The organism is Herbaspirillum huttiense (genome assembly GCF_004367745.1).
GTDB classification, from domain to species: Bacteria; Pseudomonadota; Gammaproteobacteria; order Burkholderiales; family Burkholderiaceae_D; genus Herbaspirillum; species Herbaspirillum huttiense.
On the sequence record NZ_CP037993.1, the window covers coordinates 2,675,320 to 2,691,152 of the forward strand.

The 15,833-nt window shown below is 64.7% G+C and carries 10 protein-coding genes; 6 read left to right on the forward strand and 4 right to left on the reverse strand.

Features of this window, described 5'->3' with window-relative positions:
- Nucleotides 1-105 precede the first annotated feature (105 nt).
- Nucleotides 106-321: a hypothetical protein gene (locus tag E2K99_RS12120; protein WP_034329223.1), complete on the reverse strand. Its 216-nt coding sequence runs from the start codon at nucleotides 319-321 to the stop codon at nucleotides 106-108.
- A 203-nt stretch (nucleotides 322-524) separates the two neighbouring features.
- Complete coding sequence (locus E2K99_RS12125; RefSeq protein ID WP_134222365.1) at nucleotides 525-1,418, reverse strand: LysR family transcriptional regulator; 894 nt, start codon at nucleotides 1,416-1,418, stop codon at nucleotides 525-527.
- A gap of 98 nt (nucleotides 1,419-1,516) precedes the next feature.
- On the opposite strand from E2K99_RS12125, the gene E2K99_RS12130 reads away from it, so the two are divergent.
- From E2K99_RS12130 to E2K99_RS12150, 5 genes are all read left to right on the forward strand, one after another.
- A complete protein-coding gene (locus E2K99_RS12130; protein ID WP_134222366.1) occupies nucleotides 1,517-3,079 on the forward strand; it encodes an NADH-quinone oxidoreductase subunit L in 1,563 nt (520 codons plus the stop codon).
- A 23-nt stretch (nucleotides 3,080-3,102) separates the two neighbouring features.
- Nucleotides 3,103-5,622, forward strand: a complete 2,520-nt coding sequence (locus tag E2K99_RS12135) for a YbcC family protein (protein ID WP_134222367.1) — start codon at nucleotides 3,103-3,105, stop codon at nucleotides 5,620-5,622.
- 72 nt (nucleotides 5,623-5,694) lie between these two features.
- Nucleotides 5,695-6,489: an EAL domain-containing protein gene (locus E2K99_RS12140; RefSeq protein ID WP_134222368.1), complete on the forward strand. Its 795-nt coding sequence runs from the start codon at nucleotides 5,695-5,697 to the stop codon at nucleotides 6,487-6,489.
- A 225-nt stretch (nucleotides 6,490-6,714) separates the two neighbouring features.
- Nucleotides 6,715-7,914 (forward strand): M48 family metalloprotease, encoded by a 1,200-nt coding sequence (locus E2K99_RS12145; protein WP_134222369.1) that lies wholly within the window; start codon nucleotides 6,715-6,717, stop codon nucleotides 7,912-7,914.
- Entirely contained in the window at nucleotides 7,911-13,409 is a 5,499-nt protein-coding gene (locus tag E2K99_RS12150) for an AAA domain-containing protein (RefSeq protein WP_134222370.1), read from the forward strand. Before E2K99_RS12145 ends, E2K99_RS12150 begins: the two co-directional genes overlap by 4 nt.
- A 75-nt stretch (nucleotides 13,410-13,484) precedes the next feature.
- Here E2K99_RS12150 and E2K99_RS12155 read toward each other — a convergent pair whose 3' ends face one another.
- On the reverse strand, nucleotides 13,485-14,105 hold the full coding sequence (locus E2K99_RS12155) for a carboxymuconolactone decarboxylase family protein (protein WP_134222371.1): 621 nt from the start codon (nucleotides 14,103-14,105) through the stop codon (nucleotides 13,485-13,487).
- A 270-nt stretch (nucleotides 14,106-14,375) separates the two neighbouring features.
- Between E2K99_RS12155 and E2K99_RS12160 the strand changes: the two genes are divergently transcribed.
- Nucleotides 14,376-14,744: a hypothetical protein gene (locus tag E2K99_RS12160; RefSeq protein ID WP_039788085.1), complete on the forward strand. Its 369-nt coding sequence runs from the start codon at nucleotides 14,376-14,378 to the stop codon at nucleotides 14,742-14,744.
- 25 nt (nucleotides 14,745-14,769) lie between these two features.
- Here the strand turns inward: E2K99_RS12160 and E2K99_RS12165 are convergent, their stop codons facing one another.
- Nucleotides 14,770-15,765: a site-specific integrase gene (locus E2K99_RS12165; RefSeq protein ID WP_134222372.1), complete on the reverse strand. Its 996-nt coding sequence runs from the start codon at nucleotides 15,763-15,765 to the stop codon at nucleotides 14,770-14,772.
- Nucleotides 15,766-15,833 lie beyond the last annotated feature (68 nt).

Sequence of the window (15,833 nt, forward strand, 5' to 3'; positions counted from 1 at the left end):
GCGGCATGAAGATGGCAAGGCTTTCTGAACCGGAAGCGAAGCAAGAGGAGGGTGTGAAACGATGGGTGATTCGCTGAAGCAGCTGTGGCAAGCGCGCTGCGCTGCTCAGTGGGAGGCGTGCAGCAGGTCGATCAGGTGGCGGCTGGCCTGTTTGGCGGCCGCCATCGCCTCTTCAGCGAACGCAAACGGGGCATCTTCGCCACAGAATTGCAGTTCGCCATTGATGTAGAGATCCCAGGTCCAGCCGGTGCCGGCGTCGCCCGGACACTTGAGCTCTATCCTGACCAGCTCGTCGCGATACCTGAAAAGTGCCTTCCTCATCGTGCCCGCCGGGTTTCTTGTCGTGAAGCAGCAAGCTCGACAACACTTGCCCCCTGAGTTGCCCAAGTGTACGCCATTACCACGTTGGCAATATTGGCATTAGCGTACATATATTTGCGCAAATCATCTCGCATTCTACCAAGGAGTAGCATTTATTTCCGACCGGTAACCAGCGTGCGGCTGAAAACAATCTTCCTCGAAGATCAAGAAGGGACGGGACTGCCCGCCAGCAGCCGGTCCAGCAGTTCATCGTAGTGATGATGCGGCGTGGTGATGGCATAGAAGCTTTCCACCAGCTCGCTGGTCTGGCCGGCCACGACCAGGGCACCATTGCGCAGTTCGTCCTGCACCACCACTTCCGGCAGTACGGTGAGCCAGCCGCTGTCGCGCGCGATCAGGCGCAGCATGGCCATGTCGTCCACCTCGGCACGCATGCGCGGGCGCACGTCATTGGAGATGCACAGCGCGTCGAATTGCATGCGCAGGGCGTGACGCGGGCCGGGCAGGGCCATGTCGACGCCTTCCAGGTCTTGCGGAATGCGCAGGCTGCGTGCCTCCCAGCGGTGCGCCGGACCCACCACCGAGACCGCCTGGCTTCCCAGGAAGCGGCAGTGCAGCGGCCGATCCGGGTCGGAGGGCACGGTTTCATTGGCCAGCACCACATCAAGCTGATGCTGCATCAGCCGCTCCAGCAACCCTTCCAGCAAGCCCGACTCCAGCGTCAGGGAGACCGAGGGGTCAGAGAGCATGGGACGGATCCAGTTTTCCTGATAGTTACGCGACAGTGTGGCCACGCTACCCACTCGCAGGCGCGTCACCCCGGCCGAGCGGCCTTCCAGCCGGCCCAGCAGCTCCTGGCTAAGTCCAAAGATATTGTCGGCATAGGTGAACACCAATTGCCCGGTGTCGGTCAACGTCAGGCGGCGGCCTTCACGGATGAAGAGATCTTCTTCCAGCTGCTTTTCAAGCTGGCGGATCTGCGCGGACACGGCGGATTGCGAGGTGTGCAGTTCTTCCGCCGCCCGTGTCAGATGGCCGAGCTTGGCCACCCGCCAGAAATAACGCAAATGATGAAAGTTAAGCTGTTCTAAGCGCATCGTTCGTTTTTATGAATGAATATGTTCTGATAAATGTAATTTACAGAACGATCGATGGCAAGCATCATGATGCCATTCCAATGCATGAGGTTCTTGTCATGACGACCATCCCCCTGATTTCCTGCAGCGCCTGGGCACCGCCCGCGCTGACGATGGCCGCCGCCCTGGCGCTGTGTCTGTCCCGGCTGGCACCGCCGCGCGTCTGGACGCTGTTCCAGTCGCTCTCCCTGTTGGCTTTGCTGCTGACCTTGTTCAACCTGGTGATGGCACGCGACAGCGCCCCGTGGCCGGGCGTGCTGCATCCGTCCACGCTGGGCCTGGTGCTGGCCCTGCTGGTACAGGGACTGGGCACCGTGATCGGCAGTTTTTCGGCGCGCTACCTGCAGGGTGAAGCCGGCCAGCGCCAGTATGCCGCGGCGCTCGCGCTGGTACTGACTGCCGTCCACCTGCTGTTGCTGGCTGATCACTGGGTGGTGCTGATCGCCGCCTGGGCCGTCGTGGGCCTGGCCCTGCAACGCCTGCTGTGCTTCTATCCGGAACGTCCCTTTGCCCGTCTGGCTTCGTACAAGAAAAGCATCGCCGACCGCATCGCCGACTGCCTGCTGATCGCGGCGGCCGCACTGGCCTGGACGACCGTGGGCAGCGGCTCCTTCTCGGACCTGTGGGCCTACCTGAGCCAGCACGGCATGAGTACCAGCCTGCAGATCAGCGCACTGTGCCTGACCCTGGCGGTGATCCTGCGCACTGCGCTGCTGCCGGTACACGGCTGGCTGATTCAGGTGATGGAAGCGCCGACCCCGGTCTCGGCGCTGCTGCATGCCGGCGTGGTGAATCTGGGCGGCTTCGTGCTGGTGCGGTTTGCACCCTTGTTGGAGCAGGCCGTCGCGGCGCGCGCCGTGCTGCTCATCGTCAGCGCCGGTACCGTGCTGCTGGCGGGGCTGGTGATGCTGACCCGCATCAGCATCAAGGTCAAACTGGCCTGGTCGACCGTGGCGCAGATGGGGTTCATGCTGCTGGAGTGCGCCGCCGGACTGTACCTGTTCGCCGCGCTGCACCTGATCGGCCACTCGCTGTACAAGGCACACGCCTTCCTGTCGGCCTCCTCGGTGGTGCGGGAGACCCGCCTGTCGGCCTTGCACAGCCCGGCGCTGCCGTCGGCCTGGAGCGTGATCCTCGCCCCGATGGTCAGCATCGCCCTGGTGCTGGGCCTGCACAGCCTCAGCCCGCATGCGGCCTGGCCATGGTGGTGGAGCGGCATCCTCGGGCTGGCCTGGGCACCGCTGCTGTGGCGCTCCACGGCCAAGGGCGGTAGCGGCCTGCGCGGCTGGCTGCTGGGCCTGCTGGGTGCGGCCGGCCTGACCCTCGCGGCCCTGGTGGCCCACCTGCTGCCGCTGCACGTCAACGATTACCCGCGTGCCGTGTTCGGCGTGACGGCCTTGCTGGCGATGCTGGCCCTGTATGTCTGCATGGGCTTGCTGCAACTGGCACCGCAGTCCATGGCCGCCTGGCGACGCCGCAGCTACGCCGGCTTCTACCTCGATGAAGCCTATACGCGCCTGGCGCTTCAGTTGTGGCCCTCGAACTGGGCTCCCAGTGCCCGCCGGGCCGCTGCCGAACAACAAGTGAACAATCTCGCCGCCGATGGCCGTAGCCAGGGCTGAGCCCGCCTCACCGGAGAAACAGCATGAACGTATTAGCCCAAGATAGCCAAGGACCAGCCGCCGCGCCGATCGCTGCGTGGAGCGCCGAGCTGGAGCAGCAATTGCAGCAAGCCTGCCAGGACGCCTGCGGTGCCATCGCCCCGGCCTGGCCACTGGATCGTGCCATCGCCGTCAATCCGCACTGGTCGCGGGTCGGCATGCCGCTGCGCCAGGTGGCTGCGCGCATGGCCCTGCTGGGCGGCATCCAGGTCTTTCCGCCCAAGGAACAGCTGCAGCAGGCCTGGGACCAGGGCCGGGTGACCGAAGCAGATCTGGAATACGCCCTGGCACAATCGATCGAGGCCCAGGAACGCGGTTTCGACGTTGCCCACTGTCTGTCGGTACTGGCCGCCACCGGCCCGGCGCCACGGCTGCCGCTGCTGATCGACGTGCTGGACAACGATCCCCAGCGCCACACCCGGCTCTCCTGGCGGCAGGCCATCACGCACCAGGTCAGCCAGACCTGTGCCGCCTACTTCGACCAGCACCAGGCCGACTGGCAGCCTGAACGCGGCATGGGCCTGTATGCCTTCTGGCGCGAGACGCTGGAACACGACCACGGCATCGGCCTGCTGATGGGCCTGCCGCACATCGCCGATGGCGTCCGGGCGCTGCCGGCCTGCGCGCGCGAGGCCGAACGCTGGGTGATGCGGCGCATGGACCTGCCGCCCGAGGTCTGGGTCGACTATCTTGAATCGGTCCTGCTGACCGTCAATGGCTGGGCCTCGTGGTGTGCCTATCTGGGCTGGGAGGCCAAACTCGCAGGCGGCAGTGATGAACACCTGCGTGAATTGCTGGCCATCCGCATGGCCTGGGGTGCCTTGCTGCTGGAGTGCAAGGACGACGAAGCCGCCAGCCACGCCTTCCACACGGTGCAGCAGGCCTGGGCGCGCTCGCAGGAGCGTCTGGAACAAGTCCGTCAGGATCTGCTGGTCGATGAACTCTGGCAGGTCGCACTGGAGGCTGGCTACCAGCGCAAGCTGGCGGCAGCCTTGCTGCAACAGTCGGCCAATGCAGCGCCGCAGGTCGAGGTGCAGGCCGCATTCTGCATCGATGTACGCAGCGAACCGCTACGGCGGGCGCTGGAAGCGGTCCATCCTGGCATGCAGACGATGGGCTTCGCGGGTTTCTTCGGCCTGCCGGTGGCCTACACGCCGCTGGCCACCGAGGCCAGCCGTCCGCAGTTGCCGGGCCTGCTGGCACCGGCCTATCAGGTGCAGGATGTGGTCGCCCCCGCCGGAACGGTCGCCGATGGTGGCGTGCTGGCCAGTGCCGTGGCACGGGCGCGGCGCAAGACACTGGCCTTCAAGGAACAGTGGCAGGGCAATACGCGCTGGCCGGGGTCGGCGTTTTCCTTCGTCGAGGTGGCGGGCGTGACGGCGCTGGGCGGCCTCTGGAAATGGCTGCAGCCGGGCCAGGCCGAACGTGCGCGCGATGACCTGGCCGGGCTGCCGTCGCGTTATCGCGAAGTGTGCCGGCCGCAACTGGTCCGCGTCGCGCTGGACGACAAGGTGGCACTGGCCGCCCGCGTGCTGCACGCCATGGGCCTGGATCGCCAGGTGGCCCCGCTGATACTGCTGGCCGGGCATGGCAGCCAGTCCGCCAACAACGCGCATGCGGCAGCGCTGGATTGCGGCGCCTGCTGCGGCCAGACCGGCGAAGTCAACGCGCGAACGCTGGCGCAGCTGCTCAACGAACAGGAGGTGCGCCGCGGCCTGCTGGACCGGCAGATCTTCATTCCCGAAGACAGCCACTTCCTGGCCGTCCTGCACAACACCACGACGGACGAAATCGAAGCCTTCGATCTCGACCTGATGCCGGCAGCGGCCCGCGCGCGCTGGCAAGCCCTGCAGCCGGTGCTGGCCGAAGCCGGTGATCGCGTGCGCCGCGAGCGTGCGCTGCGCCTGGGGATGGAGCCGGCCCAGGCCGCGCCGGCCTTGCTGAAGCAACTGCGCCGCCGCGCCAACGACGGTGCAGAGACGCGTCCTGAATGGGGCCTGACCGGCAATGCCGCCTTCCTGATCGCCCCGCGTTCACGCAGCCGTGGACTGGACCTGGGTGGCCGCTGCTTCCTGCATGACTACGAGGCCAGCGAGGATCGGGACGGCAGCGTGCTGGAACTGCTGATGACCGCGCCCATGCTGGTGACGCACTGGATCAACTGGCAATATCACGCCTCCACCAGCGATCCGCAGCGCCTGGGCAGCGGCAACAAGCTCTTGCACAACGTGGTCGGGGGCACCATCGGTGTGTTCGAAGGCAATGGCGGCGATCTGCGCATCGGCCTGTCGCGCCAGTCGCTGCATGATGGCCAGCAGTGGGTGCATGAACCGCTGCGCCTGACCGTCGTGATCGATGCGCCGGCCGAGGCCATCGATGCCGTGGTCGCCCGCCACGCCATCGTGCGTCAACTGCTGGAACATGGCTGGCTGCACCTGTGGCGTTTCGGAGAGGCAGGCCTGGAGCAGTGGCGGCGCGAGGGATGGAAGTCAATCGGCTTGTGAAACTTCTGGTATCGTTGGCAAGATGCGGTAGCATAGATGCCGTTTTGCAACTAATGATTTACCGGAGAAAGCATGATCCCCCTCATTCCAGACTCCAATGCCAGCCCGGGAGAGGACGCTGCGCGTCGCTCCTGCGAGGGCTGCTCGGACGACGGTAAGCTGGACATCGAGTTTGAATATGCCTATCAGCCCATCGTGCGCCTGTCCACGCGCTCGGTGTACGCCTATGAAGCATTGGTGCGCGGGCCGCAGGGCGAGCCCGCGTACACGGTGCTGGAGCAGGTCAACGACAGCAACGTCTATCGTTTCGACCAGGCTTGCCGTACCAAGGCGGTGGAAGGCGCGGCACGGCTGGGCATGACGCAGTACCTGTCGATCAATTTCCTGCCCAATGCGGTGTACCGCCCGGAGGTCTGCATCCAGAGCACCTTCAAGGCAGCGCGCAAGCATGACTTCCCGATCGAACGCATCATCTTCGAGGTAACCGAAGGGGAGCGCGTGGTCGACCGCCCGCACCTGGTGAACATCTTCCGGGAATACAGCCGCTTCGGTTTTCGTACCGCCATCGATGACTTCGGCGCCGGCTATGCGGGCCTGAACCTGCTGGCCGAATACCAGCCCGATCTGATCAAGATCGACATGGACCTGGTCCGCAACATCGACACCGCCAAGCCGCGCCAGGCCATCGTGGCCGGCATCGCCGCCATCTGCGAGGAGCTGGATATCGAGATCCTGGCCGAGGGCGTCGAGACCCGTGCCGAACGCGATCACCTGGCGGCGCTGGGGATCGACCTGATGCAGGGGTACTGGTTTGCCAAACCTAAGTTTCAGGCACTGAGCGTGTTAGAGAATTCGGTTTGGGAATAGCGCAACCTTGCTCCCACCGGCGCTGGCGGACTGCCTTGTGAGCAGATGCCCGCGAGCCGCGTCGCGCGCGATTTAAGATCCTGACGCAAGCATGCTTATAAAACGCCACCGGGTTCGCGCCGCCCTGTAGCGTTATTTGTGCTTCAGTTCAGCATGTGTGGGTATGCAGCATGTTGGTGTTTCCCTGTAGAATCGTCACAAAAATTTACGAACGACAGGGCTTGCATGAATCCCACGACGCAGGAGCTCAGGGGGCTGACTCCGCTTGATTATCACCTCGCCGTCATCGACCATCTGCGCACGCACGAGCCCGAAGTCTGGCGCTGGGCGGCCGCCCGGACCAGCCATGCAGAGCAGCGCGAATCCTTGCGCACGGCACTGTTGCGCAACACTTACCGCATCGATCAAGCGGCCCATCCCGAGATTCACGCCACACTGGACTTGGCGCGGCAGCGCCTGGGCCTGAACGTGGAGGTACCGGCCACCCTGTACCAGTCGGCCGGGACGGAGATGAATGCCTCGCTTGTGTTCGTGCCCGGTGAGGTTCACCTGATCGTGCAGGGCGACCTCCTGGCGCGACTGTCCGAACAGGAACTGCTGGCCGTCTTCGGGCATGAACTTGCGCATTACGTGCTCTGGTCGCAGGAGGAGGGGGCGTTCCTGCAGGCCGAACGCATCCTCTCCGATGCCAGCGCGGCTCCGGGTGCCGCCGCCTCCTTCAGCGAAACCTGGCGTCGCTACGCGCTGCATACCGAACTGTTCGCTGATCGCGGTGCGGCCATCGCCTGCGGCTCGCCGGACCCCGCGATTTCCTCGCTGGTCAAGCTCAATACCGGCATCCGCCAGGTCGATGCGGCCGCCTATCTGCGGCAGGCGGCCGAGGTCGATGCGCAGCAGACCGGTGCCAGCGAGGCGGCCAGTCATCCGGAAGTATTCATGCGCGCCCGCGCCCTGCAGCTTTGGTGGGAAGGCAGCGAAGAACTCGGCCCGTGGCTGCAGCAGCGTCTGCAGGGGCCGCTGGCGCTGCGCGGCCTGGACCTGCCTGGCCAGCACCGGCTGCAAGGCATGACCCGCGGATTCCTGGCGCACTTCTTTGCCGGGACGGAGCTCCTGAGCGAGACGGTGAAGGCGCAGATAGAGCTGATGTTCCCCGACTGGCACCAGGATGAACCCGCCGTCACACCGCAAGCCTTTGCCCCGGAACACGCCGATGAACCCGTGCGCCATTACCTGACGGCCTTGATGCTCGATCTGGCCCTGGCCGATCCGGACCAGCAGGAACCGGTCCTGCTGCGTGCCGGCGTGATCGCGCAAGCATTGGCGACGCTGGACCATCTGCATCAACTGCTCAAACGCGAGGCTGGCTTCGGCAAGCGCGAACTGGACCGATACAAGCGACAACTGGCCAAGGAGGCCGCAGCATGAGTGAACACCCATCCTCCCCGGCCGCATCGGCCAGCCTGCGCGAGCTGATCGATGCGCAAGCCGGCAAGCTGCTCTCCAACGATGACCTGCTGGTGCTGATGCTGCCGCTCTTTGCGCAGGTCGCAGAACTGCATGCACAGGGCCGGGTCGCCGCACTGAGCGAAGAGACGCTGCTGGTGGATCAGCAAGGCGGACTGTCCCTGCGACATCCGGCGGGTCAAGCCCCGCAGATGAATATCGATGCCGTCCATGCTTTGCAACCGCATCTGTCTTCGGGCCTGTCCATCGTGGGTGCGCTGCAGCTTGATCATCACTCCGACGGCCTGCGCACCCAGCACGATCTGGCCTTGCTCGAGGACGAATCCGCGCGGATGACGCGGCCGGTCTACCTGAGCGGTCCGAAGAGCTGGGAAATCGCGCTGGGCCATCATGATGAAATCACCGATGTGTTCCAGCTCGGCATGCTGCTTGGGGGACTGGCCTGCGGACTGGACCTGGTCGAGCAGGACGACCTGCGCCTCTTCGTGCAGCACCGTCACAATCTGTTTGAGCTGCACGACAAGCTGTCTCCCATCATCGCCAGCGTCATCGTCGAGATGACCGAACTGAACCGCCATGATCGCGCCACCGATGTGGCTGCGCTGGCGCTGCGCCTGCGTACCTGGCGCGACCAGCCGGTGGCGCTGGATGTGGAACGGGCGCTGGCGGGCAAGGATGGGGTGGCTCCGCGCCGCATCGCCGTGCTGTCGCACCTGCGGGATCGCCTGTTCGACCTGTCCCGCCGCAACCGGCTGCTGTATTTCCGCCCCACCAGTGCCAACGTCAACCTGACGGTGGCCAGCGTACCCCTGATGCTCAACGTCGACAGCATCAAGCCGGAACAGATTTGTACCTGGGGCGGCCCTTTCGCCGAACAACTGGTGGCGGGCAAGCCGATTTCCCTGCAGAACTGGCTGCGCTTCGATGACCAGCTCTATCTGCCCGCCACGCTGGACAAGCTGATTTCCGAGACACGCCACGACCGTGCCGAGTTCGGCTTCAGCAACCTGCGGCTGGTGGTGGCTTTCCTGCGCTGGCACAACCTCAAGGAAGCGCCTGATGAGCGTATCGTCTCGCCGCTGCTGTGGCTGCCGGTGGAGCTGGTCAAGCGCAAGGGCGTGCGGGATCAGTACCTCATCCAGTGCAGTACTTCCGAAGCCGAATTCAATCCGGTGCTGCGCCACTGCCTGTCCCAGCTGTACGACATCGCGCTGCCTGAAACCATCGACCTGGCCAAGACCTCCCTGCAGCAGATCCACGAGGACTTGCGCAACAAGATCCACCAGTCCGAACCGGCGGTGGAGTTGCGTCTGGTCGACAAGGCCTCGGTGCGGCTGGTGCGGCAGAAGGCCATGCAACGCATGCAGCAATACACGCGCCGCCGCCCGGGTGGCGGTGCGCAGCGCAGCCGGGCCACGTCATGGCTGCCGCCTTACAGTTATGCCCGTGATGACTATCGTCCGCTGGGCAAGGCGCTGTTCGAGCACTATGTGCGTCCCAGCGAGCTGCCGCAGCGCTTTGAGGCCGGTGCCACGCTGCGCCGCCCGCAGATGGTGGCCACCAGTGAAGCGGCCGTCAGCGAGCAGCAGGAAGAGCGGGCCGGCTATGTTCTGGAGGAATCCAGCGGGCATCGTTACGCCTGGGATCTGGATCTCACCCAGGTAACGCTGGCCAATTTCAACTACAGGAAAATGTCGCTGGTGCGCGACTATGCCCAGCTGCTGGAGGACGCCAACGGCAATCCGGCCTTTGACCGTATCTTCTCGATCCAGCCACGCGAGCTCGATACCAGCCCGCCGGCACCGCTGGCCCCTTCCGAGCAATGGAACGTGGTGTCCTCGGATGCGACCCAGAACGCCGCCGTGCAACTGGCGCGCACGCAGCGCAGTTTCATCATCCAGGGGCCGCCGGGCACGGGCAAATCGCAGACCATCACCAACCTGATTGCCGATTATGCCGGGCAGGGCAAGCGCGTGCTATTCGTCTGCGAGAAACGGGCGGCGCTGGATGTGGTGTTCCACCGGCTCAAGCAGAGCGGGCTGGCGCAGCTGTGCTGCCTGATCCACGACTCACAGGCCGACAAGAAGGCCTTCATCGCCGATCTGAAGCAATGCTATGAGCAGTGGATCGCCCAGCCGTCTGAGGGTGAGCGCTTGCGCGCCCGGCGCGCCGGCGTGGCGGCAGGCTTGCAGGAGCAGCAGCGGCGCATCGACCAGTTCGAACAAGCCATGGCAATGGTGCCGGAGAGTGTCGGCCTGAGCGTGCGCAGCCTGTTGCGGCGGCTGGCCGAGCTGCCCCCGCCACTGGACGTGGGTGCAGCGGTACGTGAAGCTTTGTGCGCGTGGACGCTGTGGGACGGGCAGCGCGAGCTGACCCGGCGCTTGCAGGGCGTCATGCAGGAACGTTTTGGCACCAGCGTGCCGGCCACCCATCCCTTTGCCACGCTCTCTGCCACGGTCTTGCGCCAGCAAGGGGTGGTGGCGGAACTGGAGCGTCGCTGTGATGCGGTCGATGCCATCCTCGGGCGTCTGACGTCTTTGCTGGAAAGCAGCCAAAGTCCGATCGTCGCCGATACCCCCCTGAAGGCCGCGCAGCAGGTCGTCACCGAAAGCAAGCGCCTGGTTGACAGCGGCCTGGCGCGCCATCTGGATCTGCTGGATCCTGCTTCACCTGGCCAGGCGGCTTTGTCGCAATGGCGCGAAGCGATGGCACAAGGCCAGCAAGCCGTGACGGCAGCCCAGTCGGTCACCGGCCACTGGCGCGACAAGCTGCGGGCGGACGATACCGAGACCGCGCTGCGGCTGGCCGGCCAGATGGAATCATCCTTCTCGCGCTGGTTCAAGCCTGCCTGGTGGCGTCTGCGCGGAGAACTCAAGCGTCGCTACGATTTCAGCCAGCATGCTTTGCACCCCGGCTATGCCACCGTCCTGACGCAACTGAAGGCCGAACACGAGGCGCTGTCACGGCTGGCTGCGACGGAGGAAGAGGCGCGTCGACGTTATGGGGCCAGTGACATGCAGCAGTTTCTGCAGACCCTGGAAACGCTCAGGAACCGCATGAACACGCCGGCCGGTCTGCAAGCGCTGGTCGATCATCTGCGCCGCGCCGGGGATCCGGCTGCACTGGTGATGAGCCTGGCGGGCGCGCATGACGATGTGCAGGCGCTGGCAGCACTGGTCGATTCGACGCTTTCGGCTCCGGATCAACGGAATCTGGAACAGACAGGCGAGCTGTTCCGCGATCTGCGCGAAGCCCTGGAAGATTTGCCGGACCTGCTACCGCTGTTGCAGGCGGTCCATGACGTTGACGCCACCTACGCTGCGACGGTACTGGGCGTGCATGCCGATCCGCTGGCGCTGGAAGCTCTGGTGGCGGATGAGGCCTGGCGTCGCCTGGGGCGCGCCCATCCGGTGCTGGAACGCTTCAGCGGCACCGACCTGGCGCTGGCGACCCGCGCGATAGCACAGGCCCAGCGCAGCTTGCTGGACATCAATGCCGAGGCGATCAAGGCCACCTTGCAGGGACAGTTCAGCGAGCATGTGCGCCTGTCCGGGCTCTCGGCCACGCAGCTCGATATCCAGGGCAAGGCCCTGAAGAAGCAATACGCCACCGGCCGCCGCGAACTGGAACATGAGTTCGGCAAGAGCATGCGCTATCGCTCCATCCGCGACCTGGCCGATGATGAGACCGGCGCGGTCATCAATGACCTCAAACCGATCTGGCTGATGAGTCCGCTGTCGGTGTCCGATACCTTGCCCTTGAGCAGCACGCTGTTCGACGTCGTCATCTTCGACGAGGCCAGCCAGATTCCTACCGAAGAGGCGATCCCGGCATTGAGCCGCGCCCAGCAGGTGATCGTGGTGGGCGACGAGATGCAGTTGCCGCCGACCAGTTTCTTCTCGGCGGCCGGCAGCGGCGAGGAAGACGAGATCCTGGTGGAAGAGGATGGGGAGCGCATCGCCATCAATCTGGATTCCGACAGCCTGCTGAACCAGGCAGCCCGCAATCTGCCCGCCACACTGCTGGCCTGGCACTATCGCAGTCGCCATGAGACCCTGATCAGCTTCTCCAATGCGGCCTTCTATGACGGCCGTCTGGTCACCATTCCGGACCGCCTGCGCGAACGCCCGCTGGAGCAACTGCCGCGCCCGCGCTCGGACCAGGACGATGCCGGTACGCTGGCCGCCGACCTGCTCATGGGCAGCCCGGTCAGCTTCCACTGGCTGGAGGACGGGGTCTACGCCGATCGCAGCAATCAAGCCGAGGCGCGCTACATCGCCCAGGCCGTGCGGGAAATGCTCAATCGCGAGACCGGCCTGAGCCTGGGTATCGTGGCGTTCTCCGAAGCCCAGCAAAGCACCATCGAAGCGGCGCTGGAGGCGCTGGCCTCTGAAGATCCGGAGTTCAGCACCCGTCTGGAGCGCGAATACGTGCGCGAGGACGACGACCAGTTCAATGGCCTCTTCATCAAGAACCTCGAAAACGTGCAGGGCGACGAGCGTGACGTCATCATCCTCAGCATCTGTTACGCCCCCGGCCCCAACGGCAAAATGCTGATGAACTTCGGCCCGATCAACCAGCGCGGCGGCGAGAAGCGGCTCAACGTGATCTTCAGCCGGGCACGCCATCGCATGGCGGTGGTGAGCTCGATCCAGGCGGACGCCATCACCAACGTCCACAACGACGGTGCGGCAGCCCTGCGCAGTTTCCTGCAATTTGCGCAGGCCAGCGCCACCGGCCGCTTCGATCACGCCCAGACCATCCTGGGCGCGCTCAACCAAGGGGCGCGCAAGGCCTTTGCCGCCGAGCTGCAGCCAGACAGCATCCGCGATGCACTGGCTCAGGCCCTGCGCCAGCGCGGGCACCGGGTCCAGCTGCAGGTCGGACGGTCGCAGTTCCGCTGCGATCTCGCCATCGAGGGCGAGGAAGGTGCCTATGCACTGGCCATCCTGCTCGACAATCCCGCGCAGGCGGTCACCGATACGGTGGAGCGCTACGTCTTCCGTCCGGCCATCCTGCGCAGTTTCGGATGGAAAGTGCTGGACCTGCCGGGACGTGACTGGTTGCGCGATCCGGTTGCGGTGATCGAGCGCATCGAACGGATATTGGCCGAGGGAGAGGAGGCGGTGTTGCCGGAGCAGAACGCCGCTCCGGGCGAGCAGCCCGCCGAGTCAACAGCCACACCGACCGCGCACGTTGCCATCGATGAGTTGTCCGAAGCGACCGCTGCGAGCGGTGCCGCCGCCGAGAGCCGTGCGCTTTCCTATGCGCAGGGGAGTTCCAGCAAGTTCTGGAACATCAGCCGGTCGGGTGCCGAGCTGACCGTCACTTACGGCCGGACCGGGACGCAAGGTCAGCGCCTGATCAAGTCGCATGAATCGGAAGAGCGTGCACAACGCGAGATGGAAAAACTGGTCGCCGAAAAGCTGCGCAAGGGATACGTCGACGCACCCTGATCATCCAAGGCGCAGGGAAGGGTCGGAGCGCTACAGCCAGCCTGCGCAGTGCCGCTCCGGTGCAGGCAGGTGAGCTTACTCGGGGAAGCGCACCAGCCGCTTGGCATCCTTCGGTGCCTGGTATTGCGCCGCGTTCATCTGCATGGCCAGCAGCGTGTAATAGGCATTGATGCCGGTCAGATCGACCACGCCCTTCTTGCCGAAACGCTTTTCGGCGCGGGCGAAGGTCGGATCGGAGACGCGCTTGTTGCGATGCAGTTCGAGCGAGAAGTCATAGACGATCTGCTCGTCCTCGCTCAGGCCCTCGGGACGGCGGCCGTCGGCGATGGCCGCCGCCACTTCCGGCTTGATGCCGGCTTTGATGGCGATGGGATAGTGTACGTACCACTCGTAATCCTGGGTCCATTCACGGGCCGTGATCAGAATCACCAGTTCGCTGAGGGTATTGCCGATGGCCGAGCTGTAGCGCAGGTAGTCGCCCATCGAGCGTGCCTGCGTCATCACTTGCGGGCTGTGCATCAGCGGTTCGAAGGGCCCGAACACCGGCACCTTGCGGGCAGCCAGGAATTCATCGGCGGCTTTTTTCTGTTCCGGCGTGTATTGATCGGGCGGGATCACCGGCAGGCGATCCGCAGCCTGGGCGACGGCGGCCGAGAGCAAGGTCGAGGCAAGGGCAATGCGCAGGAATCGTTTCATGAAGGTCTCTGTCTCTGGATGTTGGTCTGGTTATGGTGCCGACGCTGGCCTTGGCGGGCCACCGCGACGGCGGCTCCAGGATAGGGGAGCTTCAGCGGATTGTGTTGCTGAGTCTTCACTTTCGCCTGAGCCCATGTGAATGTCATGCAACATCGGCACGTCCTTGCCGATTCCGCTCCCGTCCGGAGGTGCTGCTGCGCGGCGTCATGGTGCCGGGACCCGTGCGCAGCTACAATCTCTGCCCACTGAACAAGCAACGAGACCTTACCGATGAAAACCTACGCCGTGCTCCCGTGGCTGGCCGTGATGCTGGCGCTTGGCGGTTGCGCCACCGAGGCCTATCGCGCCACCGAGAGCCAGTGCGCCCCGGCCGCCTATGCCCAGTATCCGATCATCCAGCAGACGCGGATGGAAATGCGCACCCGCACCATCCAGGTGCCGACCGGGCAGACGCGCTGCAGCTCGGTGGTCAACGGCAACCGGACCGATACGGTCTGCCAGGACATCCTGCGTACCGAGTATCAGCAATATCCCGTCTACGTGACGGTCGACATCAATGAATATGGGCGCAACCAGGTGATCGCCGCTTGCGCTCGTGCGCAATGCGTCAGAACGCACGGCAATCCGGACTGCGAGTAGTCCGGCCAGACCGGATCGCGGTGGTCTATGGTTCGGCCTGATCGGGCGTGCCGAGCGCCGCAGTCTGCTGCGGCAGCAGACGCTCCAGCATGGCGCGGTGGTAGGGATCCTGGGATTCCACATAGCGTGCCGCCGAATGAATGTTTTTCCATCCCACGTATTCCATCAGGGCGCGCATCTCCCAGCCATTGGCGCTGGCCCAGCTGGCAAAGCCGCGCCGCAGCGAGTGCGAGCTGTAGAGATGTGCATCATCAATCCCTGCCGATTTCAGGATCCGTCGCAGCAGGGGGATGATGCTGGCCGCATTGACCGCGTCCTCGCTGATGCGGCCCCAGCGATCGATGCCGCGCAGCACCGGTCCGCTGCTCAGGCCGCTCACCGCCAGCCAGTCGAGATAAGCCGCCACCGGGCACAACCGTGACAGCGCCGGCGTCTTGTAGGTGCTGCCTTTGAGGCTGCGGTCGGTCTTGGTGCGAGGCAGGTGGATGCGCATGCCTTCGCCTGCCACCGCCTCAATGCGTTCGATATCCAGCCGCGCCAGTTCGTCGCTGCGAAATCCCCGCCAGAATCCGATCAGCAACAATGCCTTGTCGCGCGTATGCCGCAGCAGGTCGGCAAAGCGCGCCTGCTGGCGTGCCAGTTCCCGTTCGCGCTCCAGATGGGCGATGGTCTGCTCCAGCGCCTCCAGCTGCAGCGGTTTGGCGCGTTTTTCCTGGGCAGGATGCAGTTCCAGGATGCCGCGCAGCATCTTGCGCACGACCGGAGCCTTGGTCGGATCCGGGAATCCCTGGTCCACATGCCACTGGCCCAGCGCGGAGATGCGCTGCTTGAGCGTGTTGTGCGCCAGCTTGCCGGCGTGCTCAGCCAGATAGCGCACCAGGCTGTCCGCCGTGGCTGGCAGAAAACCACCCCATTCCACTTCGAAATGCTTCACGGCCGCACGATAGCTGCGGCGAGTGTTGTCACGCGTGGCGGCGTGCAGATAGTCATCGATATTCAACGGTGCTGGTGCGGCTGGCATGGGCTCATTACAGACGGGTGAGGGCAGATTCGGAGGATTTTACGCGATCAGATTCGATAATCATCCAA

Bases quoted from the DNA above. Each gene is read 5' to 3' on its own strand.
- E2K99_RS12125 (WP_134222365.1), bottom strand. From the start codon at position 1,418: ATGCGCTTAGAACAGCTTAACTTTCATCATTTGCGTTATTTCTGGCGG.
- E2K99_RS12165 (WP_134222372.1), bottom strand. From the start codon at position 15,765: ATGCCAGCCGCACCAGCACCGTTGAATATCGATGACTATCTGCACGCC.
- E2K99_RS12140 (WP_134222368.1), top strand. From the start codon at position 5,695: ATGATCCCCCTCATTCCAGACTCCAATGCCAGCCCGGGAGAGGACGCT.
- E2K99_RS12160 (WP_039788085.1), top strand. From the start codon at position 14,376: ATGAAAACCTACGCCGTGCTCCCGTGGCTGGCCGTGATGCTGGCGCTT.
- E2K99_RS12130 (WP_134222366.1), top strand. From the start codon at position 1,517: ATGACGACCATCCCCCTGATTTCCTGCAGCGCCTGGGCACCGCCCGCG.
- E2K99_RS12145 (WP_134222369.1), top strand. From the start codon at position 6,715: ATGAATCCCACGACGCAGGAGCTCAGGGGGCTGACTCCGCTTGATTAT.
- E2K99_RS12150 (WP_134222370.1), top strand. From the start codon at position 7,911: ATGAGTGAACACCCATCCTCCCCGGCCGCATCGGCCAGCCTGCGCGAG.
- E2K99_RS12135 (WP_134222367.1), top strand. From the start codon at position 3,103: ATGAACGTATTAGCCCAAGATAGCCAAGGACCAGCCGCCGCGCCGATC.
- E2K99_RS12120 (WP_034329223.1), bottom strand. From the start codon at position 321: ATGAGGAAGGCACTTTTCAGGTATCGCGACGAGCTGGTCAGGATAGAG.
- E2K99_RS12155 (WP_134222371.1), bottom strand. From the start codon at position 14,105: ATGAAACGATTCCTGCGCATTGCCCTTGCCTCGACCTTGCTCTCGGCC.